General features: G+C 49.9%; 24 protein-coding genes. 16 read left to right on the top strand and 8 right to left on the bottom strand.

All coding sequences use genetic code 11. The features are described 5' to 3' along the window. The first annotated feature begins 5 nt into the window (after nt 1-5). Nucleotides 6-260: a helix-turn-helix transcriptional regulator gene (locus tag V8N38_RS25740; RefSeq protein ID WP_129993717.1), complete on the top strand. Its 255-nt coding sequence runs from the start codon at nt 6-8 to the stop codon at nt 258-260. Nucleotides 261-316: 56 nt separating this feature from the next. Here the strand turns inward: V8N38_RS25740 and V8N38_RS25745 are convergent, their stop codons facing one another. Continuing rightward, entirely contained in the window at nt 317-520 is a 204-nt protein-coding gene (locus V8N38_RS25745; protein WP_129993716.1) for a plasmid partition protein ParG, read from the bottom strand. Beyond that, a complete protein-coding gene (parA, locus tag V8N38_RS25750) occupies nt 517-1,143 on the bottom strand; it encodes a ParA family partition ATPase (protein WP_129993715.1) in 627 nt (208 codons plus the stop codon). The genes V8N38_RS25745 and parA overlap by 4 nt, the downstream gene beginning before the upstream one ends. Before the next feature lie 516 nt (nt 1,144-1,659). Between parA and V8N38_RS25755 the strand changes: the two genes are divergently transcribed. The 13 genes from V8N38_RS25755 to V8N38_RS26110 all read left to right on the top strand — a co-directional run bounded on the left by V8N38_RS25755 (nt 1,660) and on the right by V8N38_RS26110 (nt 10,238). Continuing rightward, the gene (locus tag V8N38_RS25755; RefSeq protein ID WP_129993714.1) at nt 1,660-2,430 is read left to right on the top strand and encodes an N-6 DNA methylase; all 771 of its coding nucleotides are present in this window, start codon (nt 1,660-1,662) and stop codon (nt 2,428-2,430) included. 457 nt (nt 2,431-2,887) lie between these two features. Continuing rightward, the gene (locus V8N38_RS25760; RefSeq protein WP_129993890.1) at nt 2,888-3,391 is read left to right on the top strand and encodes a hypothetical protein; all 504 of its coding nucleotides are present in this window, start codon (nt 2,888-2,890) and stop codon (nt 3,389-3,391) included. Nucleotides 3,392-3,437: 46 nt separating this feature from the next. Continuing rightward, nucleotides 3,438-3,779 (top strand): DUF3085 domain-containing protein, encoded by a 342-nt coding sequence (locus tag V8N38_RS25765; protein ID WP_129993889.1) that lies wholly within the window; start codon nt 3,438-3,440, stop codon nt 3,777-3,779. 258 nt (nt 3,780-4,037) lie between these two features. Then, a complete protein-coding gene (gene parM / locus V8N38_RS25770) occupies nt 4,038-5,012 on the top strand; it encodes a plasmid segregation protein ParM domain-containing protein (protein ID WP_129993888.1) in 975 nt (324 codons plus the stop codon). A gap of 2 nt (nt 5,013-5,014) precedes the next feature. Continuing rightward, a complete protein-coding gene (locus V8N38_RS25775; protein ID WP_129993887.1) occupies nt 5,015-5,419 on the top strand; it encodes a plasmid partitioning/stability family protein in 405 nt (134 codons plus the stop codon). 80 nt (nt 5,420-5,499) lie between these two features. Then, the gene (locus tag V8N38_RS25780; protein WP_198680119.1) at nt 5,500-6,057 is read left to right on the top strand and encodes a helix-turn-helix domain-containing protein; all 558 of its coding nucleotides are present in this window, start codon (nt 5,500-5,502) and stop codon (nt 6,055-6,057) included. Between the two features lie 457 nt (nt 6,058-6,514). After that, the gene (locus V8N38_RS25785) at nt 6,515-6,766 is read left to right on the top strand and encodes a type II toxin-antitoxin system Phd/YefM family antitoxin (protein WP_129993886.1); all 252 of its coding nucleotides are present in this window, start codon (nt 6,515-6,517) and stop codon (nt 6,764-6,766) included. Then, nucleotides 6,763-7,050 carry a type II toxin-antitoxin system RelE family toxin gene (locus tag V8N38_RS25790; RefSeq protein WP_004929861.1) on the top strand — a complete coding sequence of 96 codons (288 nt, stop codon included), beginning with the start codon at nt 6,763-6,765 and terminating at the stop codon, nt 7,048-7,050. The genes V8N38_RS25785 and V8N38_RS25790 overlap by 4 nt, the downstream gene beginning before the upstream one ends. A gap of 66 nt (nt 7,051-7,116) precedes the next feature. Next, on the top strand, nt 7,117-7,344 hold the full coding sequence (locus V8N38_RS25795; protein ID WP_129993885.1) for a hypothetical protein: 228 nt from the start codon (nt 7,117-7,119) through the stop codon (nt 7,342-7,344). 595 nt (nt 7,345-7,939) lie between these two features. Continuing rightward, nucleotides 7,940-8,398 carry a hypothetical protein gene (locus V8N38_RS25800; protein ID WP_129993788.1) on the top strand — a complete coding sequence of 153 codons (459 nt, stop codon included), beginning with the start codon at nt 7,940-7,942 and terminating at the stop codon, nt 8,396-8,398. A gap of 57 nt (nt 8,399-8,455) precedes the next feature. Continuing rightward, nucleotides 8,456-8,605 (top strand): hypothetical protein, encoded by a 150-nt coding sequence (locus V8N38_RS25805; protein WP_157993249.1) that lies wholly within the window; start codon nt 8,456-8,458, stop codon nt 8,603-8,605. Nucleotides 8,606-9,066: 461 nt separating this feature from the next. Further along, on the top strand, nt 9,067-9,888 hold the full coding sequence (locus V8N38_RS25810) for a DUF932 domain-containing protein (RefSeq protein ID WP_129993787.1): 822 nt from the start codon (nt 9,067-9,069) through the stop codon (nt 9,886-9,888). A gap of 44 nt (nt 9,889-9,932) precedes the next feature. Continuing rightward, entirely contained in the window at nt 9,933-10,238 is a 306-nt protein-coding gene (locus tag V8N38_RS26110; protein WP_222706173.1) for a DUF5983 family protein, read from the top strand. Between the two features lie 72 nt (nt 10,239-10,310). Here V8N38_RS26110 and V8N38_RS25815 read toward each other — a convergent pair whose 3' ends face one another. Continuing rightward, a complete protein-coding gene (locus V8N38_RS25815; RefSeq protein ID WP_241993394.1) occupies nt 10,311-10,625 on the bottom strand; it encodes a mobilization protein MobC in 315 nt (104 codons plus the stop codon). 272 nt (nt 10,626-10,897) lie between these two features. On the opposite strand from V8N38_RS25815, the gene mobA reads away from it, so the two are divergent. Next, complete coding sequence (gene mobA / locus V8N38_RS25820; RefSeq protein ID WP_129993786.1) at nt 10,898-11,239, top strand: plasmid mobilization protein MobA; 342 nt, start codon at nt 10,898-10,900, stop codon at nt 11,237-11,239. After that, on the top strand, nt 11,236-13,164 hold the full coding sequence (traI, locus tag V8N38_RS25825) for a TraI/MobA(P) family conjugative relaxase (RefSeq protein WP_129993785.1): 1,929 nt from the start codon (nt 11,236-11,238) through the stop codon (nt 13,162-13,164). The genes mobA and traI overlap by 4 nt, the downstream gene beginning before the upstream one ends. Nucleotides 13,165-13,215: 51 nt before the next feature. Here traI and V8N38_RS25830 read toward each other — a convergent pair whose 3' ends face one another. The 5 genes from V8N38_RS25830 to V8N38_RS25845 all read right to left on the bottom strand — a co-directional run bounded on the left by V8N38_RS25830 (nt 13,216) and on the right by V8N38_RS25845 (nt 18,417). Further along, a complete protein-coding gene (locus tag V8N38_RS25830) occupies nt 13,216-13,533 on the bottom strand; it encodes a hypothetical protein (RefSeq protein WP_129993784.1) in 318 nt (105 codons plus the stop codon). A 9-nt stretch (nt 13,534-13,542) separates the two neighbouring features. Continuing rightward, nucleotides 13,543-13,818: a hypothetical protein gene (locus tag V8N38_RS26115; protein ID WP_371935065.1), complete on the bottom strand. Its 276-nt coding sequence runs from the start codon at nt 13,816-13,818 to the stop codon at nt 13,543-13,545. Between the two features lie 67 nt (nt 13,819-13,885). Further along, complete coding sequence (gene trbC / locus V8N38_RS25835) at nt 13,886-16,066, bottom strand: F-type conjugative transfer protein TrbC (protein ID WP_241993393.1); 2,181 nt, start codon at nt 16,064-16,066, stop codon at nt 13,886-13,888. 56 nt (nt 16,067-16,122) lie between these two features. Then, on the bottom strand, nt 16,123-17,061 hold the full coding sequence (locus V8N38_RS25840) for a hypothetical protein (protein ID WP_129993783.1): 939 nt from the start codon (nt 17,059-17,061) through the stop codon (nt 16,123-16,125). Between the two features lie 24 nt (nt 17,062-17,085). Next, nucleotides 17,086-18,417, bottom strand: a complete 1,332-nt coding sequence (locus V8N38_RS25845; RefSeq protein ID WP_147840675.1) for a conjugal transfer protein TrbA — start codon at nt 18,415-18,417, stop codon at nt 17,086-17,088. Nucleotides 18,418-18,466 lie beyond the last annotated feature (49 nt).

Raw genomic sequence — 18,466 nt, forward strand, 5'->3', positions numbered from 1 at the left:
AGCCTATGGTTCCTCAACGACTGAAAGCCGCGCGCCGGCGAGCCGGACTCACCCAGGAAAAACTGGGGGTGCTGGCCGGTATCGATGAGTCCACCGCCCGCTCGCGGATCTCCCAGTATGAAAGCGGCACCTACACGCCGGCGTTCACGACGATGTGCGCTCTGGCACGCGTGTTGAACGTGCCGGAGTGCTATTTCTATATTCTGGATCAGGAATTTGCAGATAAGGTACTGGGATTATATGATTCCGGGAGTATGTGAACTTATGCTCATTTGATTATGTAATCCCATGATTATAGCATCATGGGATTATTTGATTATTCATTATCTTTCAGCCAGTTACTGATTAGTTCTATAGTGATTTCGGTCATTTCTTTATCTTGCTTCATACAAGCCAGCTTAAACCTTTTATGCAGGTCTTCATCGATGTTCATCTGCAGCTTCTTTGTCAGTCCTTTTGGTGTCTGAATTGCATGCAAAGCCGTGTCCAGCTGCTTATGTTTTCCCAGTTTCATCTTCATTGGATCAGCTCCAGGATTTCTTTGGTCATTACATCAATTTCTCCTTTCGCCTGGCTGTCTGTCGTGTCGTAGACGGTGCCGCCATCCAACATGGTTCTGATGTATGCTTGCCTCTGGCCAGTCCCTGTTTTCAATGCCGGAATGCCAGTATCGGCAATGGACTCTTTGAGGACTTCAAGCATTTTTGCAGACGACACTTTTTTGGTTATCAGGAACCGGGCAGTTATAGGTTGTAGATTCTGTCTCGCTTCAATAACAGCAATAATTGCGCTGCAGGCTGCAAAGTCTAACGGTGAAGGCGTTACCGGGATTAAAACGAGGTCGCTAACCATCACTGCAGCAGATGAGATTGCCGAAATTGCTGCAGCGCCATCAATGATGATGAAGTCATAACCTGTGAGCTGTTTCCGAACTGTGTAAACTTCCTTCTCGGAAGACGCTTCCGCCAGGTCGAACTTGCATTTATCTTCCTCATACCAGTTGGCAATACTTGCCTGTGGGTCAGTATCGACTACAACTACGCGGAATCCTTGTCTCGCCAGGCAGGTTGCAACGTTGATAGACGTCGTTGTCTTCCCGACCCCCCCTTTACCATTCAAAAATGAAATAACGTTAGTTTTCATACATAACCTCACTGTAGAGTAATCCTGTAATCCTGTAATCCTGTAATCCTGTAATCCTGTAATCCTGTAATCCTATAGTCCTCGGCGGATCTCCGATTAGAATCACATAGTTATTTGATTATGTAAATATGTAATCACATGATTTTGTAATCCTGTAATCCTGTAATCCTGTAATTCTACCCTCCGCCTCTCCGTCATCTTGTAATCTTGTGATTCTGTAATCCTATGATTTTATGATTCTGTAATCTTTTAAGGCTATGGCCAAGAAACTCTGTGTTGCCGTTGTTTCCATTGCTGCGTCACCCATTAACTCGCCGCGCCTAACATAGCCTCGCCTTAGTCTGCGGCAAGTATTCGCTACCGCCGGCTGCTTTACCCGTTCGCACTCCCTCCGCGTTGTTCCAGTCGCTTGCGCATGCGGCTTCAGCAGCCGTACCTGCCTCATCCCTTGCCGGCGTGGCTAGTTCTTGCGCTATGGCGAGAAATGGGTTCTCGCCTCCATAGGGAGACAACACCGTGAACAACCAACTTTCCTTCGATGCTTTTCTGACTACTGAAGCGCCAGTGAAAAATGAATCAAGAACCACGCCCAGTGAAGCCAGGAAACTATTTATCAAAACGTTCTCGTGCGTTGCTACTTACCATCGGCGCCTCGATGTTTTCCGCGACTTTATTCGGCTGGCTGCTAATGAACTTGACCTGGCACGCGTGCGATCGGAGGAGGGGAGGGAAGAGGCAATGCAGATTTGTAAACGGTATGAGGCTGCCGATTTAGAAAAGATGCAGCATTTGTTCTGTTTCCTGGTCGATGCGTTGGAAGCCGGAATGCATGACCTGTTGGGTGGAGTATTCATGGAACTGGAATTCGGCGCCGCATCAATGGGGCAGTTTTTCACGCCGCTTGAACTTTCGCGCTTGATGGCAAGGCTGACAATCGGAGAACACGTTAACGAGCTGAAGCAGCGACCGTTTATTACGTTGGATGAGCCGGCCAGCGGATCGGGAGGGATGGTGATCGCTGTGGCCGAGCACTTGTTAACGCAGGGCTATAACCCGCAGCAGCAGTTGTATATTCGTTGTACTGATATCGATCCGATGGCCGCCGATATGTGTTTTGTACAGCTCGCATTATTGGGGTTGCCTGCAACAGTTTATACCGGCAATACCTTATCCATGAGTATGTCGAAGGTTCGCCATACGCCGATTTATTACATTAATGGATGGGGTGAGAAACTTCGCTTGCTTGATATCGCAACTCGATTCCGAAAAGTGCTGCAAGCGGTTTAGTTTTAGGGAAGGGGAGACAGTTCTCCCCTTTTTGCTATTGGTTTCCGGCGACGTTGAGTCGCCAAAAACCAACGATCGGTCGCTTGCAGCCGGCTTCGCCGGCGCCGCTCTCACTGCCCGGCCGCTAAGGCGGCCGTTCGCTAAGGCAGCCAGGCTAAAGGCCTGGCACTTTCTGGTGTATCCCCTCAGGCCCGGCATCCGCGCAGAGAGACTGTCCCCGTGACAGACGCTGAGCCGGGGCGCCGCCGGCACAAGGGTACGCGTTGCCGGCGTCCTCACCCGTTCGCACTCCCTTCCTCCCTGCGGTCGTCAGGTCGCTTGCGCTGCGGCCTGCGGCGCCGCCCTTGTACCGTCAGCTGATACCCCGTCTCGGTCTTGTTGTCACGGCGCCAGGCTCCCCGCGCCGGCGAAAGCCAAAAGGGGAATACACCAGAAAGAAGTCGAAACGGGAAGGTTTATGACGAAGTTACTGAAAGAGTTTTTGGCCGAGCTGGCCATCAGCCAGAAGGCTAACACGCTGCAGGACGAGCGTGCCGAGGACAATTTGGCCCGCATTTCATTGGCTGCAGAGGTTGTTTTGGCTTTCTTAGAGAGAGGTCCGGGTGACGAACGCGACGTAGCGACGATTTTTGTAGATTTAATGGCCGATTTATTCCACTTGGGACACCGCCTGCACATGGCTGGCTTTTATGCCGATTTTCCATTATGGCGGCAGTCTGTATTACTCACCGCCATGGGCCATTTTGACGCTGAAATTACCGAGTGTTCAGAGGTTGAGGCAAATCATCCTCATGCGGCTTTCGCATTGCTGTCGTTCCTAAACAGTCGTAAGCAACCTGAGCAACACACCAGCGTATCGGCACGCCTACTTGCGACCGAACTGGTCATGATGAATACCCGCCTTGAATCGTTACCGAAAGCTAATGCACTGGCCGCAGTCATCGCCGAAATCTACAAGTAATCATTCGGGCGGTGAGCATGCCGCCCTGTTTAATTAGGGTATCAATATGAATAATAAGATTTATTTTAAGGGTAAAAAGACAATTGAGGTGATCACTCATGCGCGTCAACGCGGGTGTGATGTGCTGTTGATCAAGGATGAGGGGGTGTATTTGATGGCGGCATCGCATGCCAAAGGAAAGCGATTACTGGCCTATGCGGAAGGGTTGGATCCGACGACCCGTGACAGTAGCGATGTGTTTGATGACGCCTGCCGATTATGTGGCGGCGACGACTTTATGGAGCGGATCCCGTCGGACGACCCGACCTTTGACCATATGCTGGAGAAACAAGGTCATCTTGAGTTTCTCATTACACAAACCGAGTTCTGTATGACGTCTGTGGGTTAAAAGCAATGCCCGACTCGCATTCATGATTGTGACGCGGTGAGGAAAAACCCCTCTTGATACTCAATATGGGTATCAAGAGGGCCAGCTGGAGCATTCTTCAAAAATAAAGCTACTCAGTTTGATGCGTAACATAATGAACTGATGTGATAAAAACTCGTATTGAGTATATTAATTTACTCGGAATGAGTAATTATTGCTTGATGCGATCTCTGGTTTACTTATAATGATACTCAAATTGAGTAACTAAAGGGTTGTGAAATGCATATTTGCTGTGATGATGGTTCTACCAATGTGAAGCTGGCCTGGTATGTGGCGGGGGATTTGCATACGACCCTATCGCCTAATTCTTTCCGTCCAGGATGGAAAGTCGACGGCATCGGCAGCCGTCGCACGTACAACTATTCCGTTGAGGGTCTGAAGTACACCTTTGACGATGTTAGCCAGCAGGCGATCAGCACGACCAATATTGAGTATCAGTACGGTGATACCAATCTGCTCGCGGTTCACCATGCCTTGCTAAACAGTGGCATTGAGCCACAATCGGTTAAGCTGACCGTCACATTGCCAATCAGCGAGTTCTATACCGATGACTGTCAGAAAAACACAGTCAATATTCAGCGAAAAATCGACAACCTGCTTCGACCTGTGACGTTGAATAAGGGAGAAGCTTTTACGGTGACAGCAGTTGAAGTGATGCCTGAATCCCTACCCGCGGTGTTTTCTCTCTTGGTCCAGGAGAATGTTGGGGCGCTGGAAACGTCGCTGGTTATCGATTTGGGTGGAACAACGCTTGATGCTGGGGTGATCGTCGGCCAATTCGACGATGTGACGGCGATCCACGGTAATCCTACCCTGGGTGTTTCTATAGTGACGCAGGCAGCTCTAACTGCGCTGCGTATGGCGGACAGCGATACGAGCGCCTATGTGGCGGATACGGTGATCCAACGTCGTCACGATCGGGCCTTTTTGTCACAGCTGATTAATGATGCTTCCCGGGTTGATGACGTAATCGCCGCGATAGAGCACGGCATCACTCGGCTTGGCGATCGCGTGGTGAACGAACTGGCGCGATTCCGCCACGTTAACCGGGTTTGGCTGGTAGGTGGGGGCGCTCCGCTGATAGAATCCGCAGTCAGAAAAGCCTGGAAACTGCCGGCGGAACGTATAACGTTGGTCGAAAACCCGCAAATGGCGCTGGCGAGCGAAATGGCATTGTATAAACAAGAGGGATAACCGTGAGCGAAAACAGCAGTGATACCCGCCGAAAATTTACCAGCTATTTGCAGCTGGACTGCGAAGCAGATCGCCAGGCTCTGAATGTGGTTGAATCCATTTCGCAGCGAGTACGCGGGGATTTTCTGCGTAATGCCATCATCACAACGGCGGCATTACATCAGCTCGATTCACGATTACCTGTTTTGTTGGCCACGATGTACAACGGCCAGTTGACCAGTGAGCAACTGGTCAACCTGGTCAGTCAAACAACCGGCTGGAAACCCGAAATGGCCGCGATCCGCGACGTGGTTATGGCGTTGTCGGGTGATAATTGTCGATTGGTGGATCCGGTTGAACCTGTACAACAGCGTAACGAATCGGGGCCCCTGGATGAGGTTCGCAAGAAATTGGATAAATTGCTCTAAGGGGCAATTATTGCCGGTTTATCTGCTTTTTTATCTCATTTAGGGGGCAAAAATTGCCTGTTTTTTAAGGGGGGCAATTCATGGATGTTTTTGAGTTGAGATTATGGCGCGCCGGCCAATACTTTTCGCTGTCTGAGGTGCGTTCGCTACGCCTTGGAAGCCATTGGCGGCAAGAGGATGCCGCCAATGCTCTGGGGGTGTCAGAACGGACTTATCGGACCTATGAAAATAGTGGCGTGTCCCGAACAGCTCGCCTGGGGATCCAGACACTGATGCTGGTCCGCTTGTTTCCCGATTTGCGTCGAATGGAGCAACCGCAAATCGTTTTGCAACTGCAGGCGCTAACGCGCCATGATCAGACAACACCCCAGTCCAGGGGCGCGGTATCGCATATTATGCCTTCTGCAGGTATGAAGGCATGGCGAGGGGCGCTGGGTTGGACGCAAAAGCAGACCGCGGATTACCTTGGGGTTTCGCTTCGGACCGTCAAGAACTATGAGCAAGGGGTTTTGCCGCGTCGACTGATGTTGGCCGCACAGGCTGTTACGCTGGTAACGTTATTGCCGGTCTGGGCAACCTATCCGTCAGCCAGGTTACTGCAGGTTCTGGAGCAACTGGTTAATATTGAAGTGAAATAACACCCTGTTTATGGTGGCCAATTCTGGCCACTCAAAGGATCCCCGGCCTTGCCGGGGCCCCATCTTTGACTTCAACTTCTGCTGTTTGTATTTTTCCGCCCTACGGGCGGGGATCTAAATGGTATGTCGTCGCCTGGGCTTACGCCGTAGCCCGAACGTAGCCGTGCCGCTGCGCATGCAAGGGTACGCGTTGCCCATATCCTCACCCGTTCGCACTCACTCTCTCCCTGCTGTCGCTCGTTCGCTTGCGCATGCGGCTTGCGGTAGCGCAGCAATGTTTCGGGGAAATCGGTCAGCGCGCCTGGGAGCATGCACGTTACAGACTGGCGTTCGAGTTGGCGGTGGAGTATTCGTACAACTGACCTGCTGGACGATATTTTATCAAAAAGACCTGTTAACAGGTCTTTTTGGTGGTATAATAAGACCTGTTAAGCGGTCTTATTAAGTCGAGGATACCATGCCAAATATCATTCTGAGTGACACAAGCGCGAGCATCAGCGAGCTGAAGAAAAACCCTATGGAAACCGTTGGCGCCGGCGCCGGTTTTCCGGTGGCCATACTGAACCGCAATAAGCCAGAATTTTATTGCGTGCCGGCGGCGCTCTACGAGCAAATGCTCGATGCCCTCGATGATCAGGAGCTGGTCAAATTAGTTAATGAGCGCCGCAGCGAGGTACTGGTTGACTTCGATCTGGATCAGTTCGCATGACGTATACGGTCAAATTTCGTGAGTCGGCTCTGAAAGAGTGGGGCAAGCTCGACAAGGCGCTGCAGCAGCAGTTCGCCAAAAAGCTGAAAAAATGCTGCGAGAACCCGCATATACCTTCGGCAAAACTACGGGGGATGCCGGGGTGTTACAAAATCAAGCTGCGCGCATCGGGTTTTCGTCTGGTTTATGAAGTGATCGACGATTGCCTGATTATCGCGGTGGTTGCCGTCGGCAAACGTGAGCGCGGCGATGTGTACCAGTTGGCCAGCGAACGTCTGAAATGAAACAGGGCGCAGGCCGTAGGCTTGCGATAAATATAAAAGTCATTGGAATATAAAGGATTTATTTGAATGATAGTCGCAAAACCGATCTCGAGCAAAGAACCAGACCTGTTGGTAGGAAATGAACACAAAACACTCATAATCAAGGATTTATCCGGCGTTGTACTGGCAAGCTTCAAGCCTGATGGCGCTGGCTGGACGCATGACCAATTGCTGGCCATTGATATCCACAGCATGGCGCCAGAGGGATGGGATGCCTACCTGGCTGATGATTGGATAGGCAGTTCAGAAATATAAACTTGCAACAAGTCGCTCTCGGAACACCTTTCTTGTAACTCTTGTGAGCTTCCTCCGGTGGCTGGCCGCACACGTCCAGCCATCAGCCCAACTCAACTAGCCGCCCGCCTGCGGTCGCCAAGTCTCGCCGAACCCGCGTTGCGGTTTCGGGCCAGTCGGCTATGGTCTGAAAGCCAACTGCAAGATCAAAGACTAGCGCTTGCAGCCGGCGATGCCGGCGCCGCTCTCACTGCCCGGCCGCTAAGGCGGCCGTTCGCTAAGGCAGCCAGGCTAAAGGCCTGGCACTTTCTGGTGTATCCCCTCAGGCCCGGCATCCGCGCAGAGAGACTGTCCCCGTGACAGACGCTGAGCCGGGGCGCCGCCGGCACAAGGGTACGCGTTGCCGGCGTCCTCACCCGTTCGCACTCCCTTCCTCCCTGCGGTCGTCAGGTCGCTTGCGCTGCGGCCTGCGGCGCCGCCCTTGTACCGTCAGCTGATACCCCGTCTCGGTCTTGTTGTCACGGCGCCAGGCTCCCCGCGCCGGCGAAAGCCAAAAGGGGAATACACCAGAAAGAAGCCGTTGCGGCTTCTGAGTTACTGACTAACGGGAGTGGTTATGTCAACGATCGAGCAACAGCAGCAACAACAAATGGTTTTTTATATTCCGGGAACAACGTGGCCACTGGATGTCGCAATCTGGCTGGAAGATCGCTTTGTCACGTCGTCAGGCAAAACGCTTGAACAGCTACAGCAGCGTAATCCTGCATGTATTCTGGTGTCGTATGAAGAAGCGAAGCGCGGTATGTATGAGGCCGCAAGTCTGCCTGTCCGTCGTATCAGCAAAGATGAGTACATGGACAAGTTGGAGATGTTGCCGCCGCTCGATTGGAAGTATTTTGATGGCCACGAATCTTTCAAGATGATGGAAATGTATTGCGGGAATATTACCGATATTTTCGCCCAACTTGGCAATAGTTATTTTGCGATGCGCGATCATGTTTCGTTACCACATGCTGAGATCATGCAGCGTGTGCGTACATTTATCGATGCCGAGTCAGCGGCCGTAGCATCCTGAATAGTTTCCCTCGGTGTTGGCAACGCCGGGGGATCCTCGATAAGAAGGAAATCGACAATGATTATTGATGACTATATCGCGGCGATCGGTCGTAAAATTTTAGAGCAATGGCAAGAAAATAAACCGGTAATTATTCCAGCTCTTAAAGGTTTTGAGTGGGCACAGCTGCTCCGCTACTTAGAACTAAAACGGGGCTATGCGTGTTGATTCATGATATGAACTGAGCCACCCAATTGGGTGGCTTTTTATTCCGGCTGTCGCCTTTCAGCGGCGTCGAGCCGCTGAAAGGCGAACAAAACGCTTGCAGCGGGCTAAGCCCGCGCCGCTTTTGCAGTTTCCATCAAGATGAAAACTGTAAGGCTATCAGGCTCCGCCTGATGTTACGTTTTGGTGTTTCCATTTCCTCTTCGGTGCTTAGCGGCATGTCTTTTGCTGTGACAGACCTTGTGCCGGGGCACCTACATCGAAAGGGTTCGCTATCGCCGGCCATCCTTGCCCGTTCGCACTCACTCAACGCAGTTTCGTTCGCTTGCGCATGCGGCCTGCGGTGTCGCCCCTGCGTTGCAGGTTTATACCCCGTCACGGTCATTGCGTCACAGCACAAGACGCGCCACTCCGGCAAAACCGGAATAAATGGCAACACCGAAAACAGACTGAAGGGGATGAATATGAAACGACTGTATAGTGGATTTCGCCAGGCAAATGTGATCCGTAAAACTCGACCATTAACAAATGATGAGTTATTCCGTCACGTACCAAGTGTCTTCTCTGAAGAAAAACATGCATCACGTAGCGAGCGTTATACCTACATACCAACGATTAATTTGTTGGATAGACTCCGCGGAGAAGGTTTCCATCCATTTTCTGCTTGCCAAACAAAAGTTCGCGATGATGATAAACGTGGTCACACGCGACACATGCTAAGGCTTCGTAGAGATGGTTTCGGTCAAAATGATGAAGTTCCTGAGATTATTTTACTCAATAGTCATGATGGGAGTAGCAGCTATCAAATGATTCCGGGCATATTTAGATTTGTTTGTAACAACGGTTTAGTGTGCGGCGACACGTTCGGGGAAGTCCGTGTTCCTCACAAAGGAGATGTTGTTGGACGAGTGATAGATGGTGCTTATGAAGTGCTAAGTTTATTTGAAAAAGTAACGGGTTCTCGTGATGAAATGAAGGGGGTCTTTCTTGATAAAGATGAACAACATGTTTTTGCTGAAGCTGCATTAGGTTACAAATATTTTGGAGAACATCAACCAATTACCGCAGAACAGGTTCTGAGTCCGCGACGTTGGCAAGATAAGAAAGATGATTTGTGGACGACGTTTCAACGGGTTCAAGAAAACATTATAAAAGGCGAAATACCTGGAATCAGTGCCAACGGAAAACGAAACAGAACTAGGGCAGTAAATAGCATAACTGGTGATGTAAAGCTCAATAATGCCTTGTGGAAAATGGCTGAAACAATGAAAAATTTGAAATCTTAAGGGTAGGATTATGGCGGTGATAGTGCCGCCTGATATTAATAAATATGAAGCGACAAATTGAATTTAAACGATGCCTTGTTTGCAGTACAGATCACTTGACGTATGAAGATAATTTGATTTTAAGTAAAGCGAAAAGTGAGAACTGGGTTCTTGGTTATGACTACGGATTTGTTATTGATTTATGGAAAAGGCATTATTTTATTTTGCATGCAAAACGATTCGGATTATCTAAAGATTTCAGAAAGCTTATTCTTAATCTTATAAAAAAACATGATATAGAAATGATAAAATTCGATTGCGACGCTGATGTATTAGAGGGTGTTAAACTGCATAAATCTGATTACTGGTGACCCGGTTTTAGCCGGTATCGGTATCGAACCGATACCGGCTAATCTAACGACATTGTGCTAAATAAAATCAAATCACATTTTTTGTTGTTCTGTCGTGTTTTTGTCTTTCAACTGACCCTTTTTTTTTCTTCCTGATTTGATGGGAGTTGTGCTTTTTATAATTTCATTTATTGCTCTTTCACTAACTACGATTTCACAGCTTTCAAGTGCTGACTTGATATCCTTTGCTGTGTACCCTTTTTGAGTAGCTAGCAATATGATCTGTTCCTTGAGTTCATCCAAAACTTCCTTTCCGCTTAACCTCTCTTTGCTCAAGTCTGGCAAGTCTGCCAGTGATACTTTTGCCAACTCAACTTGTTCTTGACTGTATTGGTTCTTCGTAGCCATTTCTCTTTCCTGTGCTAGTCATCAATCAACTTGTCTATCAATAATATACGTCAGTGTCATCATGACACAACAGGCAAATTTGTTCTCTCATGGTGTAATGACAATCCAGGCAAAGTAGGCCATAATACGTGAATCCGGTTTAAAACACGGGACAGGATATGTTTTGTAGCACCGCCTGCACGCAGTCGGCTCTACAAAACGTCCTGGTCAGGGCAGAGCCCCGACACCCCACGAGACTGTAAACTGACGAGACTGATAGGGATAACATCACCATGAGTAAAAGCGAGCGCCGGAACAGAACAGCCCTGCTGCCCAGCATTCGTTGCTTCCCAGAGGAAAAGTCAGTGATCCAGGAAAAGGCGACCGCGGCCGGTTTAAGTATCGGGGCGTACATGCTTAAGTGTGGCCTCGGTCGCCGAATCGATGCTCGTTGTGACGTTGAGCTCATCAATGAACTACGCCGTTTAGGCGGCCTTCAAAAACACCTTTTCAACGAGGGGAAGGGGAATGTAAGTGATGCTTTCAGTAAGCAGTATTCGGATGTGCTTATTGCGATAAAGAAAGCCATCATCGCAATCGATATGGACATGACCAATGAAGGTGATAAGGCATGATCCCTATCGTTCCTGAGAAGCGCAGAGATGGGCGTTCCAGCTTCATTCAGTTGGTCAGTTATCTGACGCTGCGCGATGAGGATAAGCCTGATTTACCTATCTCTCCTGAGAATCCCTATGTTCGTCCATCGCGTTCAAAAGCTGCAATCTTTGACCGCCTGGTAGGGTATCTTGATCGTAATGCTGGGGGGGATCAACAGACCCTTTTGGCTATGTTCGCAGACGGTACGCAGCAGGTTAAATCAGGCGAAGTTGTGTGTGAAACGAACTGCTTCAGTCTGGAAACGGCATCGGCGGAGATGAACGCCGTGGCTATGCAGAACACTCGCTGCGTCGACCCGGTTTATCACTGCATTCTATCGTGGCGTGAAGAGGATACTCCGACCGATCAGCAAATTTTCGAGAGTGCACGTTATTGCATTAATCAGCTGGGAATGGCTGATCATCAGTACGTGTTTGCTGTCCACCGGGACACCGATAACGTCCATTGTCATATCGCGGTTAATCGTATCCATCCCGAGTCCTATCGTGCGGCCAACATGTATAAAGATGTCGACACACTTCACAAAGCCTGTCGTCATCTTGAGTTGGAGCATGGGTTTACACCAGATAGCGGGGCATGGAAAGTGAATGATCAGCAGCAGGTTGTTCGTAGCCAAAATGACTTCAAATCTATCCCACGTAAGGCTCGTCAGCTGGAGTATTATGCAGATTCAGAAAGCCTCTTTAGTTATGCCGTAGGTGAATGCCGTCAAGCGATCGGCGACATCATGGCAGATCCTGAACGCCTATCCTGGCTGAACCTCCATAATGAATTGAATCGTGCAGGTCTTGTGATGAAACAAAAGGGAGAAGGATTAGCCATCTACTCGATTCAGGACTCGAGCTTGCCACCTATTAAGGCTAGCAGCTTGCACCCTGATCTAACACGTTCCTGCATGGAACCGTATTTGGGCGAGTTCACTTCCACGCTTGATGTTGATGCTGTGGCATCTCCTAAGCAGCCAGAATACGTATATGATCCGCGTTTCCACGCACGCGACCTGATGGCACGGGTTGAACGTCGCCAGGCCAGGGCCGAAGCAAGAGAAGATCTTAAAGCCCGTTATCAGGCGTACAAATTGGCATGGGTTCGACCAAAATTGGATGCTGATGTAATCAAAGCCCGGTATAGAAACTTGTCCAAACGTTTTGCCTGGCGTAAGGCTAAAGCGCGGGTCGAATTACGCGATCCGCTTCTGCGCAAACTGACGTATCACATTATCGAAGTTGAGCGAATGAAGGCTATGGCCGCATTGCGATTAGCCATTAAGGAAGAGCGACAGGCGTTCAAAGCTGCTCCAGAAAACCGACGTCTGTCATATAGAGAATGGGTTGAACAACAGGCGTTGATGCACGATCAGGCTGCAATTGCTCAGTTGCGTGGATGGTCCTATAGATTGAAACGCTCATCCCTGACTTCGAGTGTTTCTTTGAATGGGATCCGTTTCGCGGTCTCGGATGACAGCAAACCATTAGCCATAGACGGTTACCAGACCCGAATCATGCGAGACGGTGTGGTTCAGTATGTTCAGAATGGGGTTGTTCAATTGCAGGATCGCGGTGAGCGCATTGAGGTTGCCGATCCTCATGTTGAGGATGGACAACACATTATTACCGGGCTGGTGATAGCGCAGAGTAAATCGGGTGAGGAGATGGTACTGGAGGGCGATCGTCAATATGTCCAACAATCTTGCGAACTTGTCTCTTGGTTTAATGAAGCGTCAGGAACTTCCCTGCCATTAACAGAAACCAGTCAAAGAACGCTTGCAGGATATGGAGCATTGCCAACCGAAAATTCCCATGGAACGACTGATGCAAGTGTTAACGAGCGGCATGAACTGGATGGTTATATCCAGCGGCCAACTGGTCCTCGTCCTCACTAATTTTTTGAAAAAAAAACCGACTGCAGGCTGATAACCTGAGTCGGCTTTTTATTAATGTAGGCGTGAGTATAACGTCTTCAGCATGGGTTGGTAGGCTTGCCAACCCTCGTCATCGTTCCCTTCAAGCTCTGTGAACATATCGATAAGGCGGTGAAAAACGCTATCGTGCTTTTCCTCTGTAAGGATATCTGGAGCTGGGAAATGGTTGAGTAGCCTGGCAGCTTCGTCATGCAACGTTTCGATGTGAGTTTGTGATTTTTTATCTTCTGTATTCTTTAATTTCTTCTCTGCCAGGACAATCAACAGGGTGGCGCATAGTCGAACCATCTCAATGTACCCGCGTTGATAGTCCATGGTGTCTTCACTCATTTTAGTGCCTCAATATCCTGGGATTAACGGTTGGCTTTCTTGCCAAAGTCGTTCGAGTTCTTTCTGGTATACGGCGACCAGATTGGGGTGATTGTGAATGACCAAAACGTTCTCAGCATTATCGCGATCGGCGGCAGTTAGATAGTTATAGCTGCACAGTATTATCATCGACCAACATCGGCTTATTGTGCATGATGGCGTCTTGGCCATTGCTCGTACAGAGATACCTTTGTTGGTAAGGTAAGTGGCAACGGTATATTTTGCGTTAGCTTCGGCTTCTACCACAATGCGGAAGTTTACTCCTCGGCGTTTTGCTGCAACAAGCGCTACTATTGCGGCAGCTGTTTAGCATTTACCCATATCGCTCCTCGCGATGGTGTTCGGACGTAGCTAGAGCCTTGGCTATGTCCTTTGACACTCTTATTGGTTTTGGCGCCGTAGGTTGTTGTTTCCAACGTCGCTTGTGTTGCTGCAATGCCTCCCTGGCGGCTTCAAACAGTAAAATACCTCGTTGTGCTGGCGTATAACTGACGTCTGCCCGGTGATTAAGATCCAGAGATAGCGCCACTGCGCTTTGCAATACAGGGTCCATCAGGCCGTTGCAGGTTGTTTGAGATGGTGGTGATTCCAGGCGTGTTAGGATGGTTTCGACTTCTTGCACGGACGGCGGCAGCTTTTTCTTGAGCGTGGGGTTCGCATCCAACAGTTCTGCTTCTGTTGGCATATCGAGGTTCACAAACCGGTTGATACGCATTGGCAGTGCTGAAGTCATCTTATCGTCATCTTGGATATAGATGGCATTACTTGGGATCAGCGCGCTTTTGAAAGAGATCATACCTTCGCCAGGGTTCATATCTTTCAAATCACCCAAATCGAGCCGGTCCTTTTCCCTAATGACGTTACTGCCGGCATCCTCGAAATGTGGCGTGATGAGCCCGCCTTGCTGCTCTACGGCTCCGAGTTCAGAATAGTACCCTTTACCGCCGGTAATTCGTGCTAGTTCGAAAGTATCCTTCTCGTCCTGCAACGTCATGAACCACTTTGTCAGTAGGTTGGCGTTTACGGTCATGTACTCGCCCTTGTGCTCGGCGATGAAACGTTGGATGTCCTGTGCTGATACGATGAGCATATAGCCCAGACTGCGCATCTGGCTTGCCAGATTATCCATTCCAGGACCGAAATAGGCGCCCAGCTCGTCCATGGCGATCGGGAACGGGAAATTTCCTTTGTATTTTTTGACGATCAACACATCGTTAATCAAGCCCTCAAGCTCAAACCCCAAATCCCTGGCCATGGTCATGCGTATCGCCGAAATGTAGAGTTTGCCAATATTGGCAGCTTCACCTTTAGATAACTCCAACGCAGGAATGGTGGTGCAGAGGATGCGGTCGTTATGCAGAACGTCCTCAATATCGACGTCGCCGGCGTCAGTAGAGAAAATATGGCCGTAGAGATCGTTAAACATGGTCAGCATGCGGTTGAATTGCTGAATGAGATAGCCATGCTGGTCGTAAACGCCTTGTTCCCACTCAGAGGGGCGGCTGATAAGTTCGATTCTAAAGCCTGCCAGCGTGTTGAAGTAGTTTTCCAGCGGGTTATAAGCCTCCTGATGCCAACCATCCCTTTTGGCTTCCAGATAGAGCTCCGCCAATTTTCTCAGCGGCAGGTATTCCTGAATGACCCGTTGGGAGATCCGCCGCTTTTCGCGTTTGCACTTGTAGTAAACCGCATAGACCAGCGCGGCTAGCATTGATTTGGCCTTGTCTTGCCAGCCTTGATCGCCGCTGCCGGCAGGCGGCAACATGGATTCCATCAACTGAATGATTAACGTGGTATTGGCAGTGCCGAACAAATTTATGGTGTTAGAAGGCTGGCGCTTTTTGTCATTCAGCAGCAGCTGCAGCAGCTTATCGGAACCGCCAGTCATGAAGTTGAGGACGTAGAAATCATCCTCACGCCCAAATCGGCGTGCGAGTGACCACATGGCGAATGCCAAGGTATTTTGTCCCTTACCATCAGAATAACAAATCCCCCGGCCCCAACAGATAGCATTGAGGAAGACTGATAACAGCGCTTCCGTTTTCCCGGAACCTGTAGTTGCCAATAGCAACATGTGCCTCAGTGCATCATCGAGTGTCAACCACAACTCGCGTGCAAGGGCTTTGCCTCTGGCAAAACCCAGGCACATCACACCTGCCGCGCGCTGGTACTTACGGGTTCGCACCACATAACGGAAAAATCCGCCGATGCCGTTCCGATATTTTGGCATTTCACGTTCAGTGGTCAGATCCATGCCACCTATATCAGTAGGTAAGCGTAGCGGCATGCGAAATGGCTGATCGCCGAATAGCATTAACTGCAGTAGCGCCGCCGGCGTTGTGAGCAGCAATGAGGCCGGAGAGTGTATAGCGAGTCCAATGGCGCCGGCGAGAGAAAGCTGAACGCCTATCGGTGAAAGTAATGCATCTTGAATGATGGTTTGGCCAAGGGGGCGCCGAACTCGACGGACATCGACTTCTACAGGCTGAGACATAGGTGTTCCTGGTGGTCTATCGGTGATGGGGCCCGGAGCTGAGTCCAGGCGAACAATTATGGGGTGACGATGGTTTGGCTGAGGAATGCATCTAGAGCTTCATCGCTTTTCAGGGATGACAACGGGATATAGCGTCCATCATCTGCGATCAGTGAGGGGGTGCCCGGCAAATTGTAGATGTCGAAGGCCTGATCGTTTTTGGCGATTGCCTGATTACCGGCATCACAGGTTATGTTTGATTCAGTGTTTTCACCAGGTGAAATGCCTGCATCAGCCTGGAAAAGTTGTTTCCATAATTGGCGCCGATATTGCGGTGCCTGGCAAAGCACAGGGCTCACTTGGTCGACGGTTTGCTGTTTTCCGACGAGTGTGACCGGGAAGATCTCAATATTGAGTCTTTCGGAGAGCGCTTCCAGGGCCGGCTCAATAATTTGGCAGTTGTGACATAACGGATCGGCAAAAACGTAGAGGGTACGCTGATGCCCACTGGATAGGGGAATGGTGTACTGCCCTGTTTTTGCCGCATTACGTAGTGCCTTGGCAACGGCCTGGTACTGGTCTGCTGTTACTTTCAATTCCGGCTGTGGGGTTGCAGCAACGGCATTCTCCAGCGTGTTTGGCGTAACGTGCTGCGTTAGTGGTGCTGACATATCCCTCAGTTGATTCGAATACCAGGAGCCTGCTATAGCCATGCTGAGGGCTATGGCGCTCATCATGTAACCTAATCGTTTCCAGCAGCGGCGATATGCTTGGCGTCGGTGTAGTAACGCTGCATTAATCGCGTGAAGCATCTCAGCAGCATCCTTCGTTCCACAGCCCTGTAGGATTGCCGCTGGGCCAAGGTCACGATTATCGTGCCAAATGGCGTCATCTTTTAGGTAGAAACGAGGATACGGACCGGGATCGAGTATGGCGACCACCTGGTCGTTTTCTTGTTTGTGATTAAATACGGACAAGGTTCTGCCCTGCAGTGAAGCAGTATAATTCGATTTCATTGTCATTGGCTCTATTGTGTGGGCTTATCTCGCCCGAGGAATGAAGTGGGCGCGGCCTGGTTTTGGGGGGGAGGTATTCGCTCCAGGGATAGTGGCTTTCGTCTGCAGTGGTGCTGTTTCGCTGGCAGTTTTCACCGTAGTGTCCGCTAGAGGCTGCAATATCACGATTGGAGTATCTTCATCTTCATCTTCATCGAAGACCTGTTCACTGAGGACAGAGGTATTCGTCGTGCGATTATCGATGATCAACCCGACACTGCGAAGTTCGTCCTCCAGGCCTTTAATGGCTTTATCCATCCTGTTTTCCGGCACGGGGATTGATGTGTGAAGGCGTTCCTCCATCTGAGCTACAACGGTTTCCCAGTTAGCGACTGCAATGACTCCTGCACCTTCAATAAAGGCCTTCGGGCGTCCCGTTGAGGCCAGGGTGTACCAAAGTGGCCGATCGAGACCTTTGAGCCAACGAAATCGAGCGCATGGCAGGCGCATATCCCGGTTATGTAAGGCATAAAGCGCGGTACGTGTTGTTGAATGTTGGTGAAGCCAATCTTGAGCAGCTGGTGTCTGCGTTACTTTTCCGAATGCCTTGTTGGCGAGCTGGAGTAGAGGATATCCCCTTTGTCCTTTGTCCCGCCTGCTTTTGATAAGGCATGAACGGTTCAGGCTATCGAGCAGAGCTTCAGCAGCTTTGCGATCGTTTAGAAATGCGACTAGGCCAAATATGGCAACCAGAGCTCGCTCATGGGTGCTAAAGCTGGAAAAGCTTTCTAACGGAGTGCCAAGTTGGCACTCAAACGCAGTTTGTGTTCTATGGGCATCAAGGCGATCACCAATAATCAGCTTGTGTTCAACGGCAAATTCTTCCGGCCACTGGGCGCTGCGATGTTCTGGCGGATCAACGTTCAGCAACTGTGTCTTTTTATCGCCATAGCAGAGTGCCGGTATGATGCTTGGAGAAAAGCGCGCCATGATATGGGGCAAGGAATAGACATCAATATGGCGTCGAGTCCGATTCCGCGGATGATTGCGCACCATGAGCAGTCCGCCCAAAACAATCATGGCCATCGGCACCATTAAGATCCCCGCAGTATTATTCATAACGTCGATAAACTTACCCCATGATAGTTGATTGACTTGACTGCCTGCCCAAGCAAGAAGGTTGAGCTTTTCAGCGACCTGGTTATGGAAACGAGGGTAGTCACACAGCGACCACAGTTGATAGAGCAGCCAACAGCACCCATACATTATGGGGGGTTGATAAATCCAAAGCAGTAATGCTGCCAAAGCGGCAACGAACAGCAACATAAGCCCTTGCTCGTTACCGGCATTGGGCTGAAGTTGACTTTTGGTGTTCATGAATTACTCCAATATGTTTAAACCCCGTCATAGTGAAAATGACGAGATT

The organism is Serratia nevei, from assembly GCF_037948395.1.
Taxonomy (GTDB): domain Bacteria; phylum Pseudomonadota; class Gammaproteobacteria; order Enterobacterales; family Enterobacteriaceae; genus Serratia; species Serratia nevei.